At 64.7% G+C, this 19,873-nt stretch carries 17 protein-coding genes; 11 read left to right on the top strand and 6 right to left on the bottom strand.

What is annotated here, in order from left to right:
- Window position 1 precedes the first annotated feature (1 nt).
- From ACXR2W_RS04295 to ACXR2W_RS04275, 5 genes are all read left to right on the top strand, one after another.
- Complete coding sequence (locus ACXR2W_RS04295) at window positions 2-1,243, top strand: alpha/beta hydrolase (protein ID WP_458815166.1); 1,242 nt, start codon at window positions 2-4, stop codon at window positions 1,241-1,243.
- The gene (locus tag ACXR2W_RS04290) at window positions 1,240-2,547 is read left to right on the top strand and encodes a multidrug effflux MFS transporter (RefSeq protein WP_458815164.1); all 1,308 of its coding nucleotides are present in this window, start codon (window positions 1,240-1,242) and stop codon (window positions 2,545-2,547) included. Before ACXR2W_RS04295 ends, ACXR2W_RS04290 begins: the two co-directional genes overlap by 4 nt.
- Before the next feature lie 67 nt (window positions 2,548-2,614).
- Complete coding sequence (locus ACXR2W_RS04285) at window positions 2,615-4,027, top strand: aldehyde dehydrogenase family protein (RefSeq protein ID WP_458815162.1); 1,413 nt, start codon at window positions 2,615-2,617, stop codon at window positions 4,025-4,027.
- 55 nt (window positions 4,028-4,082) lie between these two features.
- Window positions 4,083-4,433 (top strand): nuclear transport factor 2 family protein, encoded by a 351-nt coding sequence (locus ACXR2W_RS04280; protein ID WP_458815160.1) that lies wholly within the window; start codon window positions 4,083-4,085, stop codon window positions 4,431-4,433.
- 802 nt (window positions 4,434-5,235) lie between these two features.
- Window positions 5,236-5,841: a hypothetical protein gene (locus ACXR2W_RS04275; protein ID WP_458815155.1), complete on the top strand. Its 606-nt coding sequence runs from the start codon at window positions 5,236-5,238 to the stop codon at window positions 5,839-5,841.
- 146 nt (window positions 5,842-5,987) lie between these two features.
- Here ACXR2W_RS04275 and ACXR2W_RS04270 read toward each other — a convergent pair whose 3' ends face one another.
- The 4 genes from ACXR2W_RS04270 to ACXR2W_RS04255 all read right to left on the bottom strand — a co-directional run bounded on the left by ACXR2W_RS04270 (window position 5,988) and on the right by ACXR2W_RS04255 (window position 11,240).
- Complete coding sequence (locus ACXR2W_RS04270; RefSeq protein WP_458815153.1) at window positions 5,988-6,827, bottom strand: ABC transporter ATP-binding protein; 840 nt, start codon at window positions 6,825-6,827, stop codon at window positions 5,988-5,990.
- On the bottom strand, window positions 6,824-8,674 hold the full coding sequence (locus ACXR2W_RS04265; RefSeq protein WP_458815151.1) for a dipeptide/oligopeptide/nickel ABC transporter permease/ATP-binding protein: 1,851 nt from the start codon (window positions 8,672-8,674) through the stop codon (window positions 6,824-6,826). Before ACXR2W_RS04265 ends, ACXR2W_RS04270 begins: the two co-directional genes overlap by 4 nt.
- Window positions 8,671-9,612, bottom strand: coding sequence for an ABC transporter permease (locus ACXR2W_RS04260; protein WP_458815149.1), 942 nt, complete (start codon window positions 9,610-9,612; stop codon window positions 8,671-8,673). Before ACXR2W_RS04260 ends, ACXR2W_RS04265 begins: the two co-directional genes overlap by 4 nt.
- 86 nt (window positions 9,613-9,698) lie before the next feature.
- Window positions 9,699-11,240 carry an ABC transporter substrate-binding protein gene (locus tag ACXR2W_RS04255; RefSeq protein WP_458815147.1) on the bottom strand — a complete coding sequence of 514 codons (1,542 nt, stop codon included), beginning with the start codon at window positions 11,238-11,240 and terminating at the stop codon, window positions 9,699-9,701.
- A 253-nt stretch (window positions 11,241-11,493) separates the two neighbouring features.
- On the opposite strand from ACXR2W_RS04255, the gene ACXR2W_RS04250 reads away from it, so the two are divergent.
- Both ACXR2W_RS04250 and ACXR2W_RS04245 read left to right on the top strand, forming a co-directional pair.
- Window positions 11,494-12,279 carry a fumarylacetoacetate hydrolase family protein gene (locus tag ACXR2W_RS04250; RefSeq protein WP_458815145.1) on the top strand — a complete coding sequence of 262 codons (786 nt, stop codon included), beginning with the start codon at window positions 11,494-11,496 and terminating at the stop codon, window positions 12,277-12,279.
- Window positions 12,264-13,088, top strand: a complete 825-nt coding sequence (locus ACXR2W_RS04245) for an HpcH/HpaI aldolase family protein (RefSeq protein ID WP_458815143.1) — start codon at window positions 12,264-12,266, stop codon at window positions 13,086-13,088. The genes ACXR2W_RS04250 and ACXR2W_RS04245 overlap by 16 nt, the downstream gene beginning before the upstream one ends.
- Before the next feature lie 142 nt (window positions 13,089-13,230).
- Here ACXR2W_RS04245 and ACXR2W_RS04240 read toward each other — a convergent pair whose 3' ends face one another.
- Window positions 13,231-13,515, bottom strand: a complete 285-nt coding sequence (locus ACXR2W_RS04240) for a GIY-YIG nuclease family protein (protein ID WP_458815141.1) — start codon at window positions 13,513-13,515, stop codon at window positions 13,231-13,233.
- A 514-nt stretch (window positions 13,516-14,029) separates the two neighbouring features.
- On the opposite strand from ACXR2W_RS04240, the gene ACXR2W_RS04235 reads away from it, so the two are divergent.
- From ACXR2W_RS04235 to hpaD, 4 genes are all read left to right on the top strand, one after another.
- Window positions 14,030-15,523, top strand: a complete 1,494-nt coding sequence (locus tag ACXR2W_RS04235) for a fumarylacetoacetate hydrolase family protein (protein ID WP_458815139.1) — start codon at window positions 14,030-14,032, stop codon at window positions 15,521-15,523.
- 3 nt (window positions 15,524-15,526) lie between these two features.
- Window positions 15,527-16,201 (top strand): GntR family transcriptional regulator, encoded by a 675-nt coding sequence (locus ACXR2W_RS04230; RefSeq protein WP_458815137.1) that lies wholly within the window; start codon window positions 15,527-15,529, stop codon window positions 16,199-16,201.
- A 74-nt stretch (window positions 16,202-16,275) separates the two neighbouring features.
- Window positions 16,276-17,793 carry an aldehyde dehydrogenase gene (locus ACXR2W_RS04225; RefSeq protein WP_458815135.1) on the top strand — a complete coding sequence of 506 codons (1,518 nt, stop codon included), beginning with the start codon at window positions 16,276-16,278 and terminating at the stop codon, window positions 17,791-17,793.
- A 59-nt stretch (window positions 17,794-17,852) separates the two neighbouring features.
- Complete coding sequence (hpaD, locus tag ACXR2W_RS04220; protein ID WP_458815133.1) at window positions 17,853-18,995, top strand: 3,4-dihydroxyphenylacetate 2,3-dioxygenase; 1,143 nt, start codon at window positions 17,853-17,855, stop codon at window positions 18,993-18,995.
- Window positions 18,996-19,151: 156 nt separating this feature from the next.
- Here hpaD and ACXR2W_RS04215 read toward each other — a convergent pair whose 3' ends face one another.
- Window positions 19,152-19,766 (bottom strand): TetR/AcrR family transcriptional regulator, encoded by a 615-nt coding sequence (locus ACXR2W_RS04215; RefSeq protein WP_458815131.1) that lies wholly within the window; start codon window positions 19,764-19,766, stop codon window positions 19,152-19,154.
- Window positions 19,767-19,873: the final 107 nt, after the last annotated feature.

The following is a 19,873-nucleotide window of genomic DNA, read 5'->3' as shown; positions in this document are numbered from 1 at the left end:
CATGAACGCGTTTGATTCAGCGGCGGCGGGCCAGGCGGCCGGCCAGGCCGCCGCTCAGGCCCCCGCTCAAGCTTCCGGCCAGGCCTCCGCTCACGGAACCGAGCAGCCAGGAGCCCGCCCGTTCGCGGCGGGCTCACCGCAGCTTACGCCCGTCCCCTTTGCGACAGAGCTCGAGCCGATCATCGAGGCGATGACGGCGACGCCGCAGCCGCCTATGACCCGCGAAACGCTACCGCTCATGCGCGGCGGCGGGCCGACGTTCCCCTCCCCCGCAGAGGTCGCGTCACAGTACGGCCTCGACACTGAGGAGCTCGTGATTCCCGGCCCCGAGGGCGCCCCCGACATCGAGCTCACCGTGTTTCGCCCGCGGGGTGTGCCTGCCTTCGTCGCCGACGCAGCGCAGTCGGCCGCAGCCCACGAGACCGCGCTGCCCGTGCTCGTGAACTTTCACGGCGGCGGCATGATCGTGGGTCACCGTTCGTGGGAGCATGGCCGCGTCGCCGACCTTGTCGCGCGCCACGGCGTGATCGGCGTAAACGTCGAGTACCGCCTCGCGCCCGAGAACCCCTTCCCTGCGGGCGTCGAAGACAACTACGCCGCCACCTGCTGGGTCGCTCAGAACGCGGCACAGCTAGGCGCCAACGCGGATCAGCTCATCGTCATGGGCGGCAGCGCCGGTGGCGGGTTCGCGGCGGCGGTCTCGCTGATGGCGCGCGACCGCGGCGGGCCACACATTGCGGGCCAACTGCTGTTGTGCCCAATGCTCGACAACACCAACTCGAGCCCTGCCAGCCTGCAGTATGACGGTATTGGCACCTGGCCGCGCGAGTCGAACCTGCTGGCGTGGGAGTGTGTGCTGGGCGAAGAGCTCGCCTACTCGCCCGAAGCATCCGAGTACGCAGCGCCCGCGCACGCGCGCGACCTGGCGGGGCTACCGCCCGCGTTCATCGAGGTGGGCGCAGCCGAGATGTTCCGTGACGAAGACACCCAGTACGCGAGCCGCATCTGGGCGGCGGGCGGGCAGGCCGAGCTGCACGTGTGGGCCGGCGGTTTTCACGGCTTCGACATGTACGCGCAAGACGCCGAGATCACCCGCGCGGCCTTTGCGAGCCGCGACTCGTGGCTCACCCGCATCATTGGCACAGTGCCGGTCGCGGCAACGGTCGCACCCGCGACGACCGCTCCCGGCGGGCCCGGTAGTGCGCCCACCGCAGAGGCTGATCAAGCGACAGACGCGCTGTGAACGCTCGCGCGCGCGGCGGCGCAAAGAAGCCCATGAGCATCTTGCGCATCACCCTGGTGCTCGGGTTACTCGAAGCGTTTGGGCCGCTATCGATGGACCTCTATCTGCCGCAGCTGCCGCAGCTCGCGCGCACGCTCGACACCACCGATGCGCTCGCCCAGGCGACCATGTCGGTCTGCATGATCGGGCTCGGGCTTGGGCAGCTGATCGCGGGGCCGCTGTCAGACCGCTACGGGCGCAAGCGGCCGCTCGTGGTGGGCGTCGCGCTCTTCGCGGTGCTGTCTGCGGTGTGCGCGGTGGCGCCCTCGATCGAGGTGCTCCTTGCGGCGCGCTTCTTGCAGGGGCTCGCGGGCTCGGCCGGCGTCGTGATCAGCATGGCGGTGGCGCGTGACCTGTTCGAGGGCGTCGAACTGTCGCGCATGCTGTCGCTCTTGGCACTCGTGACGTCGCTCACCCCGATCATCGCCCCGGTGATCGGCGGGCAGCTCGCACTGTTTATGGACTGGCGCGGCATCTTCTTCGTGCTCACCGGCGTGGGCGTGGCGCTGTTCTTTCTCGCGGTCTTTGGGCTGCGCGAAACGCTCTACGAGGGGCGGCACACGGGCGGCGTCGCCCGCACCACCGCGAGCCATATTGGCGCGGTGATGCGCGACCCGCTGTTCGTCGCGTTCATGGCGGCGGCCTGCCTCGGTGGGGTCGCGTTCTTCTCGTACCTGTCGATGTCGAGTTTCGTGCTGCAGGGACAGTTCGACCTGACCCCGCAAATGTTCAGCCTCGTGTTCGCTGCCAACGCGGTCGCGCAGCTCGGCGGCGCGCAGCTCAGCCGCCTGTTCGTGCGGCGCCTCGGCACCGCGCGCATGTACCTCACGGGACAAATCGCGGGCGCCGTATCGGCGGTCGCGCTCGTCGTCGCGACGCTTATGGGCGCCCACGCCCTCACCTACATCGTGCTGCTCGCACTGTTCATCGGCTCGGCTGGGCTCGGCGGGCCCAACGGCTCGACCATCGCGCTCGGCTCCCACGGATCGCGCGCCGGCACCGCCGCGGCCATGCTCGGCATGGCCATGTTCAGTGCGGGGGCGATCGTCGCCCCCACCGTGTCTGCCGTGTTTGGTACTTCGGCGCTCACCATGGCCGGGGCCATCGCAGCGGGCTCCGTTTTCGCCGCGATGATTGCGGTCTGGGCGATCCGGATCGTGCTGCCGCGGCAGCTCGCTGCCCAGCAGCGAGAGCAGGATCGTGCCGGGCAGAATCGCGCCGCGCAGAGCGATGTGGTCACGCAAACGCAACCTCGAGTCTCTTGAAGACAACCCAATCTGTCTCGGCCGGGCTTACGCTGAACGTAACGACCGGTCTCGAAGTGGAGGAACCATGAATACCTACGAAAGTTTGCTTGCAGCCGTTGTCGCCCAGGGCGGCGAGACACGCGAGGTGATTGATCCGGCGACGGGCGAGCTGATCGGTCTCGCCCCGGTCGAGAACGTCGCGGCGCTTGAGGCAGCAATCGACAAGGCCGAGGCAACCCAGAAGTCGTGGGCGGCGCTGTCTGATGATGAGCGCATCGCTTACCTGCACAAGGCGGCAGACGCGATCGAGGCCTCGTCAGAGGCGCTCGCTGAGCTGCTGTCACGAGAGCAGGGCAAGCCGCTCAACGGCCCCAACGCCCGCTTCGAGGTGGGCGGTTGCGTCGCTTGGACCCGCGCTGCGGCAGACACTCCGCTGCCCGTCGAGGTGCTCGTCGATGACGAGTCAGGCTACGCCGAAATGCACTACCGCCCGCTAGGCGTCGTGGGCGCGATCTCGCCCTGGAACTGGCCCATGATGATCTCGATCTGGCAGATCGCGCCGTCACTGCGTATGGGTAACACGGTGGTCATCAAGCCAGCTGAGACGACCACGCTGTCGGTGCTCGCGCTCGTGGCCGTGATGAACCAGGTGCTGCCCGAGGGCGTACTCAACATCGTGGCGGGCGAGGGTCGCGTCGTCGGCGACGCGCTCACGCGCAGCCCCAAGATCTCGAAGATCATGTTCACCGGATCGACCCCTGTCGGCAAGCGCATCATCGAAGCCTCGGCCCCGAACGTGACGCGACTCACCCTCGAACTCGGTGGCAACGACGCGGGCATCGTGTTGCCCGACGTCGACCCCGCCGCAATTGCAGAAGACCTCTTCTGGGGCGCGTTCATCAACACGGGCCAGACCTGTGCCGCGCTGAAGCGCCTGTACGTGCACGATTCGGTGTACGACGCGGTCGTGTCAGAGCTCGCTAAGGTGGCGGCAGCCGTGCCGATGGGTGTGGGCCTCGACGAGCAGAACGTGCTCGGCCCGCTGCAGAACCGAGCGCAGTTTGACATCGTCGACCGTCTCGTCGAGTCGGCAAAGGCCTCGGGAGCGCGCGTCGTGCTCGGTGGCAACCCTGACCGCGAGGCCGTGGGCAACTTCTACCCCACCACGCTCATCGCCGACATCGACCCGCAGCAGGAGCTCGTGCTCGAGGAGCAGTTCGGCCCCGCGCTGCCGATCGTGCGCTACTCAGACCTCGACGAGGTCATCGAGCTCGCGAACTCACTCACCGTGGGTCTCGGTGCGTCGGTGTGGTCGTCGGATCGTGACGCGGCACGCAAGATCGCTGCGCGCCTCGAGGCCGGCACCGTGTGGATCAACTCCCACGGCGGCCTGCACCCGATGATTCCCTTCGGCGGCGCCAAGCAGTCGGGTTACGGCCGCGAGTTTGGTGCACTCGGGCTCAAGGCTGTCGCGGAGCCGCAGGTCGTCAGCGGCTAACTCTCCCCGTCGTTCTGCGTGCTCGTCGCAGATTTGATCCCGAAAGGAACTACCCATGCAAGACCAGGTTCAGGCCGCGGTTCAGAAGTACGTTGACGGCTGCAAGGCCGCCGATGCAGCTGTTGTCGCTGACGCATTCGACGAGAACGCGATCATGTGGGGCTACCTCGGCCCCACATACGTGACGCAGTCGGGCGCCGATTTTGCCGCTAACGTTATCGCCGCGGCAGAGCCCGCAGGTGATGACTACGACTACCAGATTCACGGCATCGAGGTAACGGGCGACGTTGCGCACGCGATCCTTGACGAGCAGAACTTCTTGGGCGCGAGCTTCCGTAACCACTTCGGCCTCGTGCGTCGTGATGGCGTGTGGCGTATCGCGAGCAAGGTGTTCACCACCGTGTAGGTTTCGTAGGTAGCACAGCGGCCGCGTGCCCCCGTTCTCTGGGGGCACGCGGCCGCTGTTTTGTTCCGTGACGTCCCACGTCACGCGCTACCAGGTCCACCTACGCCTATGGTTGCGACCGGCGCCTATGGTTTCGTCATCGTAAACCGTCACAATCCCATAGGCGCGGGTCGCGCACGTAGGCGCAGGTGGCCACGCAGCATCTGCTACCCGCAGTCACCACGCCACACGCCGCTGCTACAGACGCTCACAACCGAATCAGCACACCAGTTATCCACAGATTCGTTACAGCCGCCCACGGCAGACGATATGCCGCAAAACTAGAACAGTGGACGTCACTAAATTTCTGTCTGAGGCAGAGGCGCTACTGCTGCAGCTGGAGGAGCTCTTGCGCACCGGGCACACCGAGGCAAGCGTGCGTGCTCACACTCATCGGGGCAGGTTGGTGAGGGTGCGACCCGGCATCTACGTCGCCGGCGACACTTGGCATTCGTTACGCCAAGATCAAAGGCAACTTGTTTCACTCATCGCCGCTCAAAACGCAGCCACCCGCCCACTACTGTTCTCCCACCGAAGTGCGGCCACGCTCTTCGATGCTCCGGTATGGTCTGAGTGGCTTTGGCGTTTAGCTCGCGACGGACGCCACACAGTCGGGAGCGCTGCTCTTACGCCTCATGTGCTCACTGTTCCACCGCACAGCAGTGGGTCCTCCTCGGGAGTGCGTCGCCATCGCGCTGCAACGCTGCCCAGCGACACAGTGACGACCCACCGGTTCACTCATACGGGTCTGGTTTCAACTGCCGTGGCCCTCGCGCGAACTGAGCCGTTCGTGGTCGCGCTCGCGTGTGTCGACCACCTTTTGCATCACGAATTCAGCATCAACAACGTCATTGATGTGAGCTCGTGGCGACACTGGCAGTCTGAACTTTCGGCTGTGCTGCGCGCGACCCCGCGCAGCGCCGGCAACCTCGCGGTGCGGGCGCTGCTCGAGTTCGCGAACCCCGCTTCTGCGTCGCCGCTTGAGTCTGTCAGCAAACTACGCATGCTGCAGTTGGGCATCGATTTCGAGTTACAGAAGCGCGTGCAAAGCCCGGGCGGACGCTGGTGGTACATCGACTTCTGGTTCCCCGGGCAACAGCGCTTCGGCGAGTGTGACGGTCGTGCGAAGTATGCCGATGAAGTGCTGCGCCAAGGCCGCAGCGCAGACGATATTGTGTACGCCGAGAAGCGGCGCCAGAACGCCATCGAGGGCATCACTCGCACGCGCGGTGTGCGGTGGGGCGCATCAGAAGTTGAGACGCGCGACACATTTGCAAAGATGTGCACTGACTACGGCATTACCTTTCTGGGGCGCCCTTTACCGAGCCTCGACCGCCGGCTGGCCCAGTTTCTGCTCATGCAGCCGTGACGAAAGAAATCGTCGAAGGCACACACGTAAGCGGGCGGTGGCCCTCAAATAAGAGGAGCCACCGCCCGCCAAAAACTCAACCGCGCAAGCACTCAAGCCCAAGCCCAGGCCCAAAAGCCCAGGCGCCCCAGTCCGTAAGCGATCAGCTACGCGGTCGCCGCCTGCCGCTCGCGCAGCGCGAGCCACTCAGCACGGCGCGACGCTTGCAGTACCGGGTCAGCGACCGGCGATGCCGCGAGCAGTCGTTGGCTGTACGGGTGCTGCGGGTTACGCGTCACCGCGTCGCCGTCGCCGACCTCAACCAGGTTGCCGCGGTACATCACGGCGACCCGATGGCAGATGCTGCGCACCACCCCCAGGTCGTGCGAGACGAACAGGTACGACACTCCCGTCTCGCGCTGCAGATCAATCAGCAGGTCGAGCACGGTGGCCTGTGTGGTCAGGTCGAGCGCACTCACCGGCTCATCACAGATGATGAGGCGCGGCTTGCGCACGAGCGCACGCGCGATCGCGATGCGCTGCCGTTGACCGCCCGAGAACTCGCTCGGATACCGGTCGATCACATTCGCCGGGAGGTTGACGCGCTCGAGCATCTCACCCACGACGCTGCGTGCCGCGGCGCGATCCATGCCCGCGGTCGACAGCGGCTCGGCGAGGATCTCACCGATGCGCATCTGCGGGTTCAGCGAACCGTAGGGGTCTTGAAACACGACCTGAATGTCAGACGCCAAATCACGCCGTGCCTTGCCCTTCAGGTGAGTGATGTCGCGCCCGTCGAACGTGATCTTGCCGCCTGCGACCGGCACCAGACCGAGCACGGCCTTGCCGAGCGTCGACTTACCCGAGCCCGATTCGCCGACGAGGCCCACGCACTCACCAGCCCCCACTTCGAGCGACACCTCGTGCAGCACCCGGTTGGGTTTGCGCTTCGTACCGTACTCAACGACTACGTTCTCAGCCCGCAACAGCGGTGCAAATTCGCTCATCGCACTTCCTCCTTCACCGCTGCGCTGCCCGCGGCAGCACCCTCGGTTGCCTCTGCGTCCAGCTCGGTGCGGCTCGCCGCACCGTCGAGCGATGCCGCGATCAGCTCGCGGGTGTAATCATTCTCGGGCGATTCGAAGATCGGGCCGACGTCATCAATCTCGACGATCGATCCGGATCGCATAACGACGACGCGGTCACAGATATCTGCCACTACACCGAAGTTGTGGGTCACGATGACGAGTGCCATCTGGTACTCGTTTTGCAGCTCACGCAGCAGTTCGAGCACCTCGGCCTGCACCGTCACGTCGAGTGCCGTGGTCGGCTCGTCGGCGACGAGTACCGAGGGCTTACCCGCGATCGCTCCGGCGATCAGCACGCGCTGCGCCATACCGCCCGACAGCTCGTGCGGGTACGACTTCATTACACGCTGCGGGTCGACGATGCCCACGCGGTCGAGCATCGCGAGCGCGCGCTCTTTCGCGTCTGCCTTTGACATGCCGTGCACGGCGCGCAGCGGTTCGATGAGCTGAAACCCGATCGTGTACGACGGGTCGAGGTTACTCATCGGCTCCTGCGGAATGTAACCGATTTCGTGTCCAAGCAGCTGGGCGCGGTCGCGCTTTGACAGCGTGGTCACGTCCTCGCCACCGATCCAGATCGCGTCGGCGGTGTAGTAGCCCGACTTGGGCAACAGGTCGAGCATCGAGAACACCGTCTGCGACTTACCTGATCCGGATTCACCGACGATGCCGAGCACCTCGCCCGGAGCGACGTCGAGCGTGATGCCGTGCACCACTTCGACCTCTCCCTCGGGCGTCTCGTAGTTGACGCGCAGGTTCTCAAGCCGTACAGCGGAGTCCACGGCGGCGACCGAGATTGATCCGGTCGTGGTGGTCGTTGCGCCGATCGGCCGCTTGTTCGCGTTTTGCGCGTTGATCTTGCGGCGTGCGCGCGGTGACAGGGCGACGGTCTTGACGCTGATCGTGTCAGCGAGCGCCGAGCCGAGCACCGCGAGGGCGGCGATCGTGATGCCGAGCGCGAGCGACGGCCACAGCAGCAGTAGCGGGTCGGTGCGCATGACGCGGAAGCCCTCGTTCATCGAGGCGCCCCAGCCGGGGGTCGTGCCGCCGCCGATGCCGAGGAACTGCAGGCCTGCCTGCATGCCCATCGCCATGCCGGCGGTCAGCGCCGACTGGATCACGATGGGGGCGGTGACTTGGCGAATCACGTGGCGGGTCATGATGCGGGCATTCGACAGGCCCGATACCCGGGCAGCGTCAACATAGGCTTCGCTGCGCACCGCAAGCACGGTGGAGCGCGTGAGACGGAAGTAGCCGGGCGCCATGAAAACACCGACGGTGACCATCAAAATGTTGAAGTTGTTGCCCGTGTTCGCGCCCACGATGAGCAGGATCACCATGCCGGGGATCGACTGCAGGCCATCGCTGATCCACGTGGTGATGCGGTCGAGCTTGCCGCCGTAGTAGCCGGCAGAGAGGCCCGAAGGTACGCCGATCACGAGCGCCGTAACGATGGCGACAAGCGCGCCCCACAGCGTGATCTGGGTGCCCCAAATGAGGCGGCTGGCGATGTCGCGGCCGGTGGTGTCGCCGCCAAGCCAGTGCTCAGCGCTGGGGGCCGCGCGCGTAATCGCGAGGTCAACGAAGTTGGGGTCGAAGGGCGACAGCCAGGGAGCGAAGACGCCCACGAGCACCACGAGAGCCAGAACCGAGAGCGAGATCGCGCCGGCAGGCTTTCTGATCAGTCGACCGAACAGGGAGTGGCGCTTACCCGCGCGCGAATCCACCGTCTGCGGTTCGATGTTATCGGTGAGCGGAGAGGTCATTTCACACGCGCCTTCGGGTTGATCCAGCCGAGCAGAACGTCGAGCAAGAAGTTAATGATGACGACGAACACGACCGTGATCACGGTGATTCCGAGCAGCATCGGAATGTCGCCGTTTTGCGAGGAGGACTGTGTCATCGGGCCGATGCCGGGCAGTGCGAAGATCTGCTCAACAATGATGGCGCCTGAAAGCAGGCCAACAAACATCAGCGCGAGGATCGTGAGTGACGCGGGAGCCGCGTTGCGCAGCAGGTGCATCACGATACGGTGACCGGGCAGTCCACGGCTGCGCAGGGTGCGAACGTAGTCCTGGGTGTCGGCCTGAATGATGGCGTTGCGCAGCTGTTCGGCGATCATCACGACCGCGCCCAACGCGAGAGCGATGGCGGGGAGGGTGATGGACTGCAGCCAGCCGGCGACCGACTGACTCGGCTGCACGTAGCCCACTGCGGGGAACATGCGCAGCTGAACCGCGAACGTCATGACGAGCACAAGGGCAACCCAGAAGCCGGGCAGCGCGAAAAGGATCACCGAGCCCGCTTTGACGAGCTTGTCGATCCAGGTGCCGGGGCGCAGGCCCGCCGCGATACCGAAGATCGCTCCGAGAACCGCCGAGAGCAGAATCGAAACGGTCACAACCGACAGGGTGACGGGGAGCTTCAGCGCAAGCTGCTTGCCCACCGGCTGGAAGTTCTTCCAAGAGACACCGAAGTCGCCCCGAAGCAGGTTTGCAAACCAGTCACCGAACTGCACGAGCAGCGGCCGGTCAGTGCCGATTTTCTCGGCGAGAATGGCTTGCGATTCGGGGGTCGCTGCGCTTCCCAGCAAGCCGAGTGTTGGGTCAGGGATGGCGGTGTGCGCGAGGAAGAACGTGCCGGTCGCTACGACGAACAGCAAGATCACTCCCGAAAGCAACCGCTTCAGGGTAAAGGTGAGCATGAAGACTCCGGTGTCAGATCATTGGGGGTGGTGTGAAAGGGACCCCGCGTGCGCGGGGCCCCTTTCGAAGTGGTGACCGCTCGCGGTTAGCCCGCGAGGTCGATCTGACGCAGCGTCGGGAACATCATGCCGGTGATCGGGGTGACGGTGAAGTCACTCGACGAAACGTATGTGTTCACCGACTGTGCCCAGACCGAGAAGAACGCGTTCTCGGTGACGAGGGTGTTGAGCTTCTCAATCTCCTTGGTCTGCGCGTCACCCGGCTCTGCGGTCTTCACGACGTCGAGCTGAGCTGCAACCTCGGGGAACGAGTCGAGGCTCGGGTTCGGGTTGTACCACTGGGGCTGAGAAATCTGACGCTCAATGGTGGCCATCGGGTTCGAGTCCATCGCAATCACGCCGATGAACATCGGGTAGTCGGGAGCAACCGACATGTACTGCATGAAGTCGGTCTCCTTCCAGGTGAGACCGATGCCGAGCTCCTTGAACGTCTGGTCGACGATCGCCTGGTAGGGCTGGAACGGGGGTGCCATCGGCATCGTGACATCGAAGCCATCAGCGTAGCCTGCTTCTGCCAGCAGCTCCTTCGCCTTCTCGATGTTCGCGGGGTAGAGGTCGGTGAGCGACTCGACGTAGCCCGCGGTGCCCACGGGGAACACCTGGTTGGTGGCCTCGCCGACGCCCTGAGCGATCGTCTCGACCATCTCGGGGCCGTTAAACGCGTAGTTGAGCGCCTGGCGCACCTTCAGGTCGCCGAGCGGCTTGCCCATTTCGGTGGCACCGATGCGGTCACTGAACTCGAGACCAACCCACATCGAGAGCCCGGTTGCAACATTCCAACCTTGATCCGGAGCCATGTCCATGGCCGTCTTGTCAGCGTAGATGAGGTTGAACTGGTTGCTCTCCATGCCGTTGAGCATTGCCGTCGCGTCAGACAGCGGGCTCACCGTGAGCGGGTCGAATGGGAAGTCGTCGCTTGCCCAGTGGTCAGCAACCTTAGCGAAGTGGTACTCGGCGCCGGGGATCGAGTCGTCGCCGAGGGTGTAGGGGCCCGAGCCGACCGGCGTCTCTGCCAGCGTGCCCGCATCGATTGCGTCGGGCGACATCATGTAGCTACGGCCGAGGCCCATGTAGTACAGGATCGTGTCGTCGCGCTGCGTGAGGTTGATCGCGATGGTGTCTTCGTCGACGGCCTCGAAGCTATCGACGTTGCGGTACGCCTCCTGCGAGCGTGCACCCGCCTGCAGGTACTCGAGGCTCTTCACCGCGGCGTCGGCATCGAACGCAGCACCGTCAGAGAACTTCGCGTCGCTGCGAAGATCCATGGTGATGGTCTTGAAGTCGTCTGAGACCTCCCACTCGGTGGCGAGGGCGGGCAGTGGCTGGCCGTTCTCGTCGATCGCGAGCAGCGGATCGTAGATCGCCGAGAGGTACGGGCCATCGAACCCGACGTCAGCGAGCGACGGATCCCACGACGTGACGTCGAGGAAGTTGCCGATGCTGAGGGGCTTGACTCCGCCGGCGGCCTCATCGCTGCCGCTGGCTGCATCCCCGCCACCGCCAGAGCAGGCGGTCAGAGCGAGCGCTGCTGCGGCGAGGGCCGCGACGCTCGTAAGTGTTTTCTTCATGTCTACTTCTCTCGATTCCGGGACATGGGTTTTGGGTGAAGACCTCGTTGTTGTCAGTGCCACCATGCAACGTGAACTGTCCGTTGTTCACCCGCGGGTTGTACGTCACTTCAACGTGTCGTCGGTTTTCATTCTACGCACGTTGACAATAAGCACAACTCCATTTTGTGTAACAAATTAGAAACAGACCGGCTGGCAAGTCTCTTGCGGATCGCATACGATCGCATCACGCCCCCATTGAAGTGGAGAACACGTGCTCAACCAATCCCAGATCGCAGCGATCGCCGACGAACTAGTGCAGGCAGACAAGGATCGCACGATCCTGCCCAAACTCACCAGCCGCTACCCCGGCATGCAGATCGAAGACTCCTACGCCATTCAGAAGGAATGGTCAGATCGTCGCATCGCCCAGGGCGCGCGCCTCGTCGGCCACAAGATCGGCCTCACCTCCAAGGTCATGCAGGTGGCCACAGGCATCTCAGAGCCCGACTACGGCGTGATTCACGACGACATGGTCTACGAGTCGGGCTCGGTGCTCGAATTCGATCGCTTCTCGAACGTGCGCATCGAGGTTGAGCTCGCGTTTGTGCTCTCGAAGCCCCTCACCGGCCCCAACGTGACACTGTTCGATGTGCTCGACGCGACCGCATACGTGGTGCCCGCGCTTGAGGTACTCAACTCGCACCTCGAGCTCGAGGGCCGCACGATCGTCGACACGATCAGTGACAACGCCGCCATGGGCGCCATGGTGATCGGTGGCCGCCCGGTCAAAGTTGACGACATCGACCTCACCTGGGCGAAGGCGCTGCTCTACCGCAACGAGGGCATCGAAGACTCGGGTGTCGCGGGCGCGGTGCTCGGCCACCCGGCGCTCGGTGTCGCGTGGCTCGCAAACAAGCTCGCACAGCACGGCCAGTCCCTCGATGCGGGCGAGATCATTCTCGCGGGCTCGTTCACGAAGCCCATGTGGGTCGAGCGCGGCGACACAGTGCACGCCGACTACAACGAACTCGGGAGCGTCACGTGCCGGTTCATCTAACCCTCCCCGACACCCTGCGCGCGCGTCTCGACAAGAGCGATCGCCCGCTCATCGGGCTGTGGGCCTGTGCCGGCAGCGCCGTCACCGCCGAGATCGTGGCCGGCAGCGGCTGCGATTGGGTGCTGCTTGACGCAGAGCACTCCCCCAACGGGCTCGAGTCGGTGCTCGCTCAGCTGCACGCGATGTCCGCGTACCCGGTCGCGCCGGTCGTGCGCCCGCCGTTCGGCGACACCGTCACGATCAAGCAGTTTCTTGATCTCGGCGCACAGAACCTGCTCATTCCCATGGTCGACACGGCGGCGCAGGCGCGCGAGATCGTGCGCGCGGTCAGCTACCCCGACGGCCAGGGTGGCGGAGTGCGCGGCGTGGGTTCGGCGCTCGCCCGCTCGGCCCGCTGGAACCGCGTCGAGGGCTACCTCGGTCGCGCCCGCGACACGATCAGCCTGACCGTGCAGATCGAGTCGGCCGAAGCTGTACGCAATGTCGAAGAAATCGTCGCCACCGACGGTGTCGACGCGATCTTCGTCGGCCCTTCTGACCTCGCGGCTTCGATGGGGCTGCTCGGCCAGCAGAACCACCCCGACGTGGTCGCGAGCGTGCTGCGCGCGATCGAGGCGGGCCGCGCGGCAGGCAAGCCCGTGGGCGTCAACGCCTTCGTGCCGGCCGACGCCGAGCGCTACATCGCCGCCGGCGCGTCGTTCGTCGCCATCGGCGCCGATGTCGCGATCCTCGCGCGCCAAACCGAGGCTCTGGTCGACCGCTTCACGGCCTCTGGCTCCGGATCAGCCGCCCCCCGCGCAAGCTACTAGCCGCGCGCGAGCCTCCTCCCCTGTCATGCTGCGGGAGCGATCTCCCCCGTCATGCTGCGCGAGCGACCTCCCCCGTCATGCTGCGCGAGCGACCTTCCCCCGTCATGCTGCGCGAGCGAAGCGAGTCGCAGTATCCACGCCCCTATTCCCAATCGGCAGCAAGATCATTCCAGTCGGGGTTCTCACGCTCAATCAAGTTGACCTTCCATTGCCGGCCGCGGTTCTTGATCTTCTTCTCCACGACAATCGCATCAAGAACGCTCGGGCCTTCGTTGTACCAAACGAGGCGCGTGACGCCGTACTTTTCGGTGAAGCCAGGCACCTGTCCGCTTCGGTGCTCGTTGAGACGGCGCATGAGATCAGAGGTCACACCCACATACAAAGTCCCATTCCGTTTACTGGCGAGGATGTATACGTACGCGGTCATAGCGACAGTATTTCGGAGACGCGAGGGAAGCACCAGGATGTTTGGACCCTGCGACTCGCAAGCTCGCGCAGGGTGACATGGGGTGAGCTCGCGCAGGGTGACAGATAGGAACCAGCTCGCGCAGCCTCTCCTTGTCATGCTGCGCGAGCGACCTCCCCCGTCATGCTGCGCGAGCGACCTCCCCCGTCATGCTGCGCGAGCCTCCTCCCCTGTCATGCTGCGGGAGCGAAGCGAGTCGCAGTATCCACACGACTGGACCCTGCGACTCGCAAGCTCGCGCAGGGTGACATGGGTGAGCTCGCGCAGGGTGACATGGGTGAGGTCGCGCAGGGTGACATGGGGCGAGCTCGCGCAGTGTGACATGGGGTGAGCTCGCGCAGGGTGACATGGGGTGAGCTCACGCAGAGTGACGAGATTGAAACGGACCGCGCCCGCGCGGCGCCCCGAAAACTGCGCGTGACAAACGCCACCAGATCGTATATCATTTGAAATACAACAACGAAGTGAGGTAGCTATGACTTACGGAATCGACACTCCGGGCAAAATCATTGCCGTCCATCTCAATTACCCCTCGCGCATGCAACAGCGCGGCCGGGCCCCCGAGTTTCCCTCCTACTTCTTCAAGCCAGCATCTTCGCTCGCTGCCACCGGTGGCAGCATCGAGCGCCCCGCCGGCACCGAGCTGCTCGCTTTCGAGGGCGAGATCGCACTCGTCATCGGTGAACCCGCCCGCTGGGTTTCCCCCGAAGACGGCTGGAAGCACGTAGCAAGCGTCACCGCCGCCAACGACTTTGGCATCTACGATCTGCGCGCAGCCGACAAGGGTTCGAACGTACGCAACAAGGGCGGCGACGGCTTCACCCCCATCGGCCCCAAGGCCATCTCAACAGAGGGAATTGGTGAGGGCGAGTGGCGCGTGCGCACCTGGGTCAACGGTGCGCTGGCACAGGAGGACACGACCGAGACGCTCAAGTTCAGCTTCGGCCAGCTCGTCGCAGACCTGTCTCAGCACTTCACGCTCGAGAAGGGTGACGTGATCCTCACCGGCACCCCTGCAGGCTCGTCTGTCGTCAACCCCGGCGACGTCGTCGAGATTGAGGTTGACGCCCCGAACGCGGCGGGTGCACCCACCACAGGCCGCCTGGTAACCACCGTCACGCAGGGCACCAACGAGTTCGGCGCCTTTGGTAACACCCCCAAGGCCACCGACCTGCAGCGCATCGAAGCCTGGGGCAGCGAAGACGAGCACGCGGCAGCCGTCGAGGCCGGCCGCGCAACCCCGCTCGATGCTGCCCCCCATCCCCTGAACGATGAGGTTCGCGCACTGCTCGCGAACGTCGCCGTCGCAACTGTCTCGGCATCGCTGCGCAAGCGCGGATACGTCGATATCTTCATCGACGGTGTGCACCCGAACCACGAGGGTGACCGCATCCTTGGCACGGCCAAGACCCTGCGCATGATCCCGTTCCGCCCCGATCTGTTCAAGTCACACGCTCCCGGGTTCAACGCCCAAAAGCGCGCGTTCGACACGGTCAACCCGGGCGAGGTACTCGTGGTCGAGGCTCGCGGCGAACGCGGCACCGGCACCGTCGGTGACGTGCTGGCACTGCGCGCCCAGGTGCGCGGCGCGGCGGGTGTCGTTACCGACGGAGGTGTGCGCGACTACGCAGCCGTGCAGGAGTTCGACATTCCCGTCTTTTCGCAGGGCGCGCACCCGAGTGTGCTCGGCCGCAAGCACGTGCCGTGGGAGACCGACGTCACGATCGCCTGCGGCGGCGCTGCGGTGCAGCCCGGCGACGTGATCATGGGCGACCGTGACGGCGTCATCGTGATTCCACCGTTCTTGCTCGCAGAGGTTGCGGCAGAGGCCGCCGCACAAGAGAAGCAGGACGAATGGGTGGCCGCTCGCGTCGCCGAGGGCGCGGCGGTAGACGGTCTCTTCCCCATGAACGCGAAGTGGCGTGCGCGCTACGACGCTGAGCTCGCGGCACAGGCAGACCAGGCCTAAATCATGGCTGCGGAGTCCAAGTCAGAGCGGGCGTACCGCCTGATCCGGGGTCGCATTGACAGCGGCCAGTACGTGCCGGGCTACCGGCTCGTACTGGCCCCCATTGCGGCAGAACTCGAGATGTCGGTCGTGCCGGTGCGCGAGGCGATCCGGCGCTTGGAAGCCGAGCAGTTTGTTACATTCGAGCGCAATGTGGGCGCGCAGGTCTCGCTCATCAAGGAGACGGAGTATCTGCACACCATGCAGACCCTCGCGGTCGTTGAAGGCTCAGCGACAGGGCTTGCCGCGCCCCACATTACGCCCGATCAGATTCGCCGTGCGCGCGAGATCAACCAGACCATGCGCGAGTCACTCACCATGTTTGATCCCCAAGCTTTCACCGCACTGAACCTCGATTTTCACAGTGTGCTGTTCGAGACCTGCCCCAACCCGCACATTCTTGAGCTGGTGCACAGGGGCTGGAACCGCATGAACGTACTGCGCAACTCGTCGTTCAGTTTCGTGCCGGGGCGAGCGAGCGAGTCGGTGCGCGAGCACGACAAGCTCCTCGACCTGATCGAGGCCGGTGCGGATCCGGTTGAGATTGAGCTCACGGCGCGCGAGCACCGCACGGCCACGCTCAACGCGGTGCTCGCCCACCAAGACGCACACGATCACCAGCAGTTGCGCCCCGCATAGTCACTGCGCACCCAGCTACCCGCTCAAGACTTATCAATTTCACCGAACAAAAGTTACCCAACGAAGGAGTAATCATGACTCACGTAAAGCCCGAGGGCCTTCCCGAGAAGCTGCAGCTGTTCATCGACGGCGAGTTCGTCGATGCCGCTGATGGCGCCCAGTTCGACGTGGTCGACCCCGTCACGAACGAGGTCTACATCAAGGCCGCAGCCGCCGGCAAGGTAGACGTAGACCGTGCGGTCGCTGCTGCCAAGCGCGCGTTTGACGAGGGCCCCTGGCCCACGATGCTGCCGCGCGAGCGCTCACGCATTCTGCACCGCGTGGCAGACATCGTCGAGTCGCGCGACGAGCAGCTCGCGCTGCTTGAGAGCTGGGACTCGGGTCTGCCGATCACGCAGGCCAAGGGTCAGGCGCGCCGCGCAGCCGAGAACTTCCGCTTCTTTGCCGACCTCATCGTTGCCGAGCACGACAACGTCACCAAGGTGCCCGGCCGCCAGATCAACTACGTGAACCGCAAGCCCAAGGGCGTCGCGGGCCTCATCACTCCCTGGAACGTTCCCTTCATGCAGGAGTCATGGAAGCTTGCTCCCGCCATTGCGACGGGCAACACCGTCGTGCTGAAGCCCGCGAGCTACACCCCGCTGTCGGCCGTGCTGTGGCCTGAGATCTTCCGTGAGGCTGGCGTGCCCGAGGGCGTGTTCAACCTGATCCTCGGCTCGGGCGGCGTCGCTGGCGATGCGCTCGTGAAGCACCCCGATGTGCCGCTCATCTCGTTCACGGGCGACAGCTCAACGGGTGCCATGATCTCAACGAATGCTGCCCCCTACCTCAAGGGCCTTTCGCTCGAACTCGGCGGCAAGAGCCCCTCGGTGGTCTTCGCTGACGCCGACATTGAAGAAGCGCTCGACGCGACCGTATTCAGCGTCTTCAGCCTGAACGGTGAGCGCTGCACCGCGGGCAGCCGCGTGCTCGTCGAGCGTTCGATCTACGACGACTTTGTCGCCCGCTACGCAGAGCGTGCCAAGAACATTGTCGTCGGCCTGCCCAGCGACCCGGCTACCGAGGTCGGCGCACTCGTGCACGAGAGCCACTTCGAGAAGGTCATGAGCTACGTCGAGATCGGCAAGAGCGAGGGTCGCCTCGTCGCCGGCGGCGGTCGCCCCGAGGGCTTCCCCGAGGGCAACTACGTGGCTCCCACCGTGTTCGCAGACGTGAAGTCTGACGCGCGTATCTTCCAGGAAGAGATCTTCGGCCCCGTCGTTTCGATCACCCCGTTCGACTCAGACGAAGAAGCACTGAAGCTCGCAAACGACACGAAGTACGGCCTCGCGGCCTACGTGTGGACCACCAACCTCAAGCGCGCACACAACTTCGCTCACGGCATCGAGTCGGGCATGGTGTGGCTCAACTCGAACAACGTGCGCGACCTGCGAACCCCGTTCGGCGGCGTGAAGGCTTCGGGCCTCGGCCGCGAGGGTGGCTACCGCTCGGTCGATTTCTACACGACCGCACAGTCGATCCAGATCACCCTGAATGAGGCCCACAGCCCCCGCTTCGGCGCGGGCGTCGAAGCCGCAGGCAAGACCGTCTAACAAGACCGTCTAACACTTTTCTCGATCCCCCCAAGTTAGAACGCAAGGAAGCGAACACCATGTCAAAGCTCAACGAAGAAGACAAGCAGTCTGCGGGTTTCTGGGTCACAAAGGAGGCCCCTATCGAGGCTCCTAACCCGATCCCCACGGCTACCAGCGAGGCACCCGACATCCTCCGCTGCGCCTACATGGAGCTCATCGTCACCGACCTCGCTGCGTCGCGCGAGTTCTACGTCGACGTGCTCGGCCTGTACGTGACCACCGAGGACGACGAGGCAATCTACCTCCGCTCGACCGAGGAGTTCATTCACCACAACCTCGTGCTGCGCAAGGGCCCGGTCGCCGCGGTGGCTGCGTTCTCATACCGCGTGCGCACCCCCGAGGACCTCGACAAGGCTGTCGCCTTCTTCGAGGAGCTCGGCTGCGAAGTGCGCCGCAACCCGAACGGCTTCGTGAAGGGCATCGGTGACTCGGTGCGCGTTGTCGACCCGCTCGGCTTCCCGTACGAGTTCTTCTACCAGACCGAGCACACCGAGCGCATGTCGTGGCGCTACGACCTGCACATTCCCGGCGAGCTCGTGCGCCTCGACCACTTCAACCAGATTACGCCCGACGTGCCCCGCGCTGTCGGCTACATGCAGAACCTGGGCTTCCGCGTCACTGAGGACATTCAGGACAACGATGGCACGGTCTACGCCGCGTGGATGCGCCGCAAGCCCACCGTGCACGACACGGCCATGACGGGCGGCGACGGCCCCCGCATGCACCACGTCTGCTTCGCGACCCACGAGAAGCACAACATTCTCGCGATCTGCGACAAGCTCGGCGCGCTGCGCAAGTCTGACAGCATCGAGCGGGGACCTGGCCGCCACGGCGTCTCGAACGCGTTCTACCTGTACCTGCGCGACCCCGATGGCCACCGCGTCGAGGTCTACACCCAGGACTACTACACGGGCGACCCCGACAACCCGGTCGTCACCTGGGACGTGCACGACAACCAGCGCCGCGACTGGTGGGGCAACCCCGTCGTACCCTCGTGGTACACGGACGGCTCGCTCGTACTCGACCTCGACGGCAACCCCCAGCCCGTCATCGCTCGCGAGCACGACTCCGAAATGGCTGTCACGATCGGCGCCGACGGCTTCTCATACACGCGTGACGAAGAGGGCGAGAAGGGCTTCAAGCTCGGCAACACGCTCTAGGCTCGCGGCAGCCTCTGGCTGTTTGTGATCCGGATCAATCCCCGGGGTGCTTCGCACTCCGGGGATTTTTCGCGCCCTCTGGGCCGCCCGCGCAAAATATGCGGGACTAGTTCCGCTTATGAACGAGCGTAAAGCGGAATTGCACGCGCATATTTTCTACACGGGGGCGGCGGTCGGAAGTTCGATGCCCAGGGCGAGCTCCGCGTAGCTGCGCACCGAGGCACGGCACACCTCACGGGGAGTCGTGTCGCCGACGAGCGGATACAGGTCATAGGCGTCCTCGAGCGCGACCAGGTTGCGCGCGATGATCGCTGGTGGCGAGCCGAGCACGAACTCCCCCGTGCCAGCGCCGATCTCGATGAGTGTGCGGTAGAGCATGATCTGCCGCTCAGTAAGCGCGCGGTGAGCGGGGCGGTATTGCGGGTGCTCGGCCAGAATCGCGACGCTCTCGTATACGTGACGCAGCTCGTCGCTGATGTCGTCGGGCACACCAGCGTCAATCATCGCTGTGACGCGGGCCGCTGCGCTTTCGGGGCGATCGAGAATCTGCTGCCGCTGTTCACTGAACTCGTTCATCGCGCCCGCAATCGCCGTCATCTGCAGTTCATCGAGCGTCGCAAAATAGTGCAGCACGTTTGCCGGACTCATGTCGGCTTCTGCCGCGACCGCGCGCACATTCACTCCCCGCTTCGGCCGCGACCGCGCGACGCGCCAGAACGCCCGAATAATGTCTTCACGTCGTTCGAGGCGGCGTCGCGCGGTCACGTTCATGCCCCCAGCTTATGGGGTGCCGTAGCCAATTACGCATCTTGTTTGAACAACAGTCCAACCTATGCAACTAGGCGTTGACCTGAGTAGCATAAGCACCAACGAAAGGA

It is taken from the genome of Leucobacter faecis (assembly GCF_054456695.2).
The sequence above is the reverse complement of the archived record's forward strand: the minus strand, read 5'-3'. Positions and strand labels throughout refer to the sequence as shown.

Coding starts and splice junctions, on each gene's coding strand:
- ACXR2W_RS04265 (WP_458815151.1), bottom strand. CDS start 8,674: ATGACCTCTCCGCTCACCGATAACATCGAACCGCAGACGGTGGATTCG.
- hpaD (WP_458815133.1), top strand. CDS start 17,853: ATGTCAAAGCTCAACGAAGAAGACAAGCAGTCTGCGGGTTTCTGGGTC.
- ACXR2W_RS04270 (WP_458815153.1), bottom strand. CDS start 6,827: ATGAGCGAATTTGCACCGCTGTTGCGGGCTGAGAACGTAGTCGTTGAG.
- ACXR2W_RS04225 (WP_458815135.1), top strand. CDS start 16,276: ATGACTCACGTAAAGCCCGAGGGCCTTCCCGAGAAGCTGCAGCTGTTC.
- ACXR2W_RS04280 (WP_458815160.1), top strand. CDS start 4,083: ATGCAAGACCAGGTTCAGGCCGCGGTTCAGAAGTACGTTGACGGCTGC.
- ACXR2W_RS04285 (WP_458815162.1), top strand. CDS start 2,615: ATGAATACCTACGAAAGTTTGCTTGCAGCCGTTGTCGCCCAGGGCGGC.
- ACXR2W_RS04295 (WP_458815166.1), top strand. CDS start 2: ATGAACGCGTTTGATTCAGCGGCGGCGGGCCAGGCGGCCGGCCAGGCC.
- ACXR2W_RS04230 (WP_458815137.1), top strand. CDS start 15,527: ATGGCTGCGGAGTCCAAGTCAGAGCGGGCGTACCGCCTGATCCGGGGT.
- ACXR2W_RS04235 (WP_458815139.1), top strand. CDS start 14,030: ATGACTTACGGAATCGACACTCCGGGCAAAATCATTGCCGTCCATCTC.
- ACXR2W_RS04255 (WP_458815147.1), bottom strand. CDS start 11,240: ATGAAGAAAACACTTACGAGCGTCGCGGCCCTCGCCGCAGCAGCGCTC.
- ACXR2W_RS04215 (WP_458815131.1), bottom strand. CDS start 19,766: ATGAACGTGACCGCGCGACGCCGCCTCGAACGACGTGAAGACATTATT.
- ACXR2W_RS04260 (WP_458815149.1), bottom strand. CDS start 9,612: ATGCTCACCTTTACCCTGAAGCGGTTGCTTTCGGGAGTGATCTTGCTG.
- ACXR2W_RS04240 (WP_458815141.1), bottom strand. CDS start 13,515: ATGACCGCGTACGTATACATCCTCGCCAGTAAACGGAATGGGACTTTG.